General features: G+C 63.3%; 3 protein-coding genes and 1 pseudogene. All 4 read left to right on the top strand.

Annotated features, from left to right (window positions below; all coding sequences use genetic code 11):
- Window positions 1-140: pseudogene (locus IEZ27_RS54830) on the top strand (IS256 family transposase); the annotation flags it as partial.
- Window positions 141-650: 510 nt separating this feature from the next.
- Entirely contained in the window at window positions 651-1,367 is a 717-nt protein-coding gene (locus IEZ27_RS53305; protein ID WP_125633790.1) for a GntR family transcriptional regulator, read from the top strand.
- A gap of 934 nt (window positions 1,368-2,301) precedes the next feature.
- Entirely contained in the window at window positions 2,302-2,958 is a 657-nt protein-coding gene (locus IEZ27_RS53300) for a JAB domain-containing protein (RefSeq protein WP_189654299.1), read from the top strand.
- A gap of 696 nt (window positions 2,959-3,654) precedes the next feature.
- Window positions 3,655-4,098: a transposase gene (locus IEZ27_RS53295; RefSeq protein ID WP_189654298.1), complete on the top strand. Its 444-nt coding sequence runs from the start codon at window positions 3,655-3,657 to the stop codon at window positions 4,096-4,098.
- Window positions 4,099-4,923: the final 825 nt, after the last annotated feature.

The following is a 4,923-nucleotide window of genomic DNA, read 5'->3' as shown; positions in this document are numbered from 1 at the left end:
CGGTGCTGGCCGAGCAGACCGACGAATGGACCGAAGCGCGCCGCTACATGGGCCTGGACATTCTGGCCAAAGCCCGCGTCCGGCTCATCACCAGCGACACACCGGCCCAGAACCCACTTCCGCAGACGCTTACCGCTTAACCTGCAGAAACAGGATCACGCGAAGATCGATTCATACACCACGTCCGTGGACGTGACCTCACTCGCACATACACAGATCCAACCCGGACGTCGCGGGAGCAGGCTCAAGGTGCATCTCGTCATGGGCGCGGTTCGTGATCCAGCGGCGCTCTTTCCGGAGTCCTCCGGCGGCCGGCCCTTCGGCCTCGGGCCATGGAAGCGAGGCGTGGCTGCGATCTTCGAGATGACCATCAGCAGGGCCGCAACGCATGCTTGATCTGCGCCAGTCAGCTCCCAACTGCCGCTTCCGAAGTGCGGGCATGGAAGAGGCCGCCGATATGTGCTCGGGGGTACACACATCGACGACCTCTACCGGAGAATCGGCGACCCTTACATCGGCGTTACACGGTTTCTTCGATAATTTTCCACCATCGCAAAGTTGGGGCTCCAGCAGTCATCGATGACGGTCGGTTACCTGTCGAATACGGCAACATGGGGCAACGCCTCACACGAACCCCCAGGGATGGACTAGTGGCCACCTCAGATCCGGTCTACCTGCGTGTCGTCGAAGACATCCGGCGGCAGATCATCGACGGCACCCTCCCCCCAGGCGCGCCCATCCCCTCACGGGCGCAGCTGACCCGTAAGTACCAGGTCGGAGAGACCGCTGCCCGTCACGCCCTACGCGTGCTCGCGGGCGAGGGGCTCATCATTGGCCGTGTCGGTTCGGGTCATTACGTCAGGGACCGCCCCAACCTCACCCCTTTGCATCGATGGCGCTTTCTCGACCATCCCGCGCCGTTCGCGGCCGACCTGCAATCTCAAGGCAGACGCGTGACATGGGACTGGCACAGCGAGCCAGCCGAGGCCAGTCCCGACATCGCCAGACGCCTACGCATCGACGAACAGTCCACCTTGACCAGAACGTCCTACGTCTTCCGCGGCGACGGCAAGCCGATCCAACTGGTCACCGCCTACGAGCCGATGGCGTTCGTCGCCCATACAGAGGAGGAACGCCGAAGCCTGGTCGCGAGAATGTACGCGCATGGCATAAAGATCACTGAAGTCGTGGAGAGCATTCACACCCGCGTTCCCCAGCCGGCCGAGAGTGACGCGCTCGCTCTGGCGGCAGGGGTTCACGTGTTGCACGTCGAACGTACGCACTGGGCCGGCGAGCGTCCGGTCGAAACGAGCGACATCGTCATTCCAGGCGATCGTTTCAGAGTGATGTACAGCATGCCTGTCTGACCGAACTCTGCGCTCCGGGTGGCGCCGCGCCTCGCCGCCTGGAGCCTCGCTTGCCCTTAGAAAGGGCCGGTGTGCACCCTTGACGGGCGCGACGCGGAACCTGCCAGCGTTACGAGGCCACTGCGGCGGAGGCAGGTCATGAGCAGGTGCTCGTATGACAGTAGGGTGATCAACCGAACGGTTCGAAGATCACACCCTCAGCCGATGAGGCGCCACTTCTACAGGCTGGTCCGGGTAGGGACTAATAGGCGCCGAACGGACCTCTTGGTGGGCGCCTGGCGCGTCCTACGACGGTCCTGGAGTCATGCGCTGGACCACCTCGACTCCGAGCTCAGCTGGCGACAATTGTAGAGCTTGCCGCCTTGACCGATACATCCCAGCGTGTCGCGCAGGCCGTGAACGATGACTCACGGCTCATCACGAGTTGCGTGGTCTGACAACCTTGATCGCGAGCACTGACCAGGCACTTTCGACAACGCCAATCCCCCAGAACGCGAACGGCAGTTGGTGATGCGTGCACTCTACCGCCGCCCCGGCCGCAATTCACCAGTCGCAAGTCACGAGATATGTGGCATCCCGCAGCAGGGAACCATACGAGTGCACACGGGAAGCAGTCTCAATCAAGCTATGAAAGGCAATTCATCCTGGCGCCACGAGCAGCAGCCTGCACACTGAATCATCCCAGATGCCGGATTGCGCAGCGTTCAGATAATCGACCGAGGGCACGCAGCCGGAGACGTCTCCCCATAAGTCAGTCCAGCATGGCTTCGTCCGGGAGACTTCCTCAACACGCACCTGGTTTTCTCCAAAACGGAAGCGTCCATGGTGCGCACGCCTGAAGGCACACTTGCCGACCATTAGCTGATTTATCGGCCCGAGATACCGGGCCGGAGATTGTCGGTCGTCGTTGATAGAACGGGGGCGGAGGTTGAGAATGCGAGTCAAAGATTTGTGCGAGCGCGATCGGCCGCGGGAGCGGCTCATGTCGAGCGGCGCGGCGGTGCTGGCCGACCGGGAGCTGCTGGCCGTCCTGCTCGGCTCCGGCTTTCGTGGGTCGAGCGCGCTGGAGCTGGCCAGCCAGGTGATCGAACATTGCGGTGATCTCGATGCACTCGGGCGCGCCGACCCGCATCGACTGCTCAGGCTGCCAGGCATCGGGCCGGCCAAGGCCGCCCGGGTGGCGGCGGCGTTTCATCTCGTACGGCGCGCGGCCTCGGAACCAGCGCGGGCCCGTATCAGCAGTACGTCCGATCTGGCGGAAGTCTGCGCGCCATTACTTCGCGGTCTCGGGCACGAGCGTTTCGTCGTAGTGGTGTGCGACACGCGAGGTGGCGTGCTGAAACGGTCGGTGCTGACCGAAGGCGGCGCCGATCACACGGCGGTTCCCGTACGGGAGACGATCTCGCTCGTGCTCACGGCGGGCGGCGCCATGTTCGGCGTTGCCCACAATCATCCAGGAGGTTCTCTGGATCCCAGCGATGCCGACCTGGAGGCCACGGCTGGCCTCGCCGCGGCCGCCCGGACAGTCGGGGTGCGCTTCCTCGACCATCTGATCATCACGGATGCGGCCTGGAGGCGGATCTCCATGTAAATCACCTCCATTCAGGATCTGAACGTATGCATGAACCCTGGATGCATCAAATGGGACCTTCCCGTTTATAGCGCCGAACAGTAGAAACCCATGGGGCGGTCATGAGAATCTAATGGCGCGAGTTGAGGTCGTAATGGACGTCGGCCGGCCAACAGACTCGCCAAAGCGTGGTCCCGCGCATCCCGGAGAGTGCGGGACCACGCTTCTATTCCTCACGGAGGAATCTGGACCGGGACAGCGGGCCGGCGGCGATAACGGCCCGCTGCTCCCCATCCATGTAGACGACAGGCAGTATTCGAAGTCCGCGCCTGTGTCGTTTGCGCCGAGGGTGACGCTTGGAGCATTCGCCCATTTCTGGGGCTTGGAACCTGGCGAGCTGTGTGACCATATGCGGTTTGCGTGCGCTTCCCGAATGGGCGCTAATCACATGGCGGCCGACTCTCTATGACAAAGCGACGCTGGCGAGGATCAATCCTCAACGGACTGTGTTCGCACGGATGGTCGGCTCAAGAAATTTGGTCAATTCTTGCCGATCTGCTGCGGCGAGCATGACGGAGAAGGCAAACTAGTTCCTGCGGCCATCGCAGGGCTCCTTCACCCCTTGAATCGTTGCTATTCGAAGGGAACCTGCGATGGCCGTCCTTATTGCCCTGATGACGAGGTCGAGAGCAGATTGCACTCAAGGGGTAGGGATAAATGCTTCATTCGGATCTGACGAATGCGGAGTGGGAACGCCTGATGCCGTTGCTACCTGACGGCGAGGTTCGGCATGGACGGCGAGGGGATCAACGGACGGTGATCAACGGGGTGCTGTACCAGGCGCGTACCGGGGCGCCGTGGCGTAGCCTCCCGGACCGGTTCGGCTGTTGGATCAGGGTCTACAAGCGGCAACGCCGCTGGGCGGCGGACGGAACCTGGCAGCGCCTGTTCAGTGAGGTACAGGCCGCTCAGGATGGTGACGGCCAAGTGGGCGGTGGTGTTTCAGTGACTGCTGGTGCCGTAAAAATCTTCGATGTTGGTCTCTCGTCACAGGTCGCGTACGACGAGGGGGCCGGTCTGGCACAGCAGCGGGATCCGGTGCTGGCGAGCTTGGCGCTCCGCCTGGCAGAGGTGATCCAAATGGGGAGACGCAAGGGTTGAAGTGAGTACGTTGCTGGCGACAGGCACGGGATGCCGGGTTGGCGTGCGGCGCCTGCCGTCACGGAGGTGATTGCCCCACAGGCTCGGTCGGGGCCGTGGCCGATGGCGCGGGCGTAGGGTGGCGGGGCAGGGGTCGTGTGGCGGCGGGGGCACGTGACTGCGGGTGTGCTAACGGGCCCGGTCAGGCTCACCGATGGTGTGTACGTGGCACTTCCTTCGTGGTGCCATACGGATTGAGCGGTAGTGATGCCTGGGTGCATGCGAGCGGTTTGACTTGCTTGGGATGAGACGACGCTGACGAGCACTTTAAGTTCCAGGTTGAGTGCGGCCGGCGATCCGCCAGGCAGTACAGGGCTGGGACCTTCAGGCCATTCGTGTCGGCCATGGTGCACGGGGTTGGGTGGGTGCGTCAGTTCGTGGTTGCGAGAGGGGGTCGGCCTTTTCGCACCGGTGGCATGGCGGCAGGGTGTCGGCGTGGCCTTGCCGTGATGGTCGGGCTTACAGCCGGGCACTATCGGGAGCTTGCTGTGGGGTCCACTCTCGGAGTGCGGGCTGTGGTCAGGACCAGGTGATTTCTCCGGTTCGGTTGACGAAGCGTCCCGAGGGGGGCGCCAGGCTGTTCGGTTGCCAGGCTGACGATGGCGTCCGTGCCTTCGGTGACGGTCTGGGGGCCGCTGTTGCCGTTGAGGTCCGTGGCGGTGTAGCCGGGGTCGGCGGCGTTTGAAGTTGGCCCGGTTTGGTGGACACCTGACCTCTGGGGAACCCTGGTTCCCGGAAGGAGTCCACTGTGCCGAACAACTATCCGCCGGAGTTCCGCCGGCAGAT

This window comes from Nonomuraea spiralis (assembly GCF_014648435.1).
Taxonomy (GTDB): domain Bacteria; phylum Actinomycetota; class Actinomycetes; order Streptosporangiales; family Streptosporangiaceae; genus Nonomuraea; species Nonomuraea spiralis.
The sequence above is the reverse complement of the archived record's forward strand: the minus strand, read 5'-3'. Positions and strand labels throughout refer to the sequence as shown.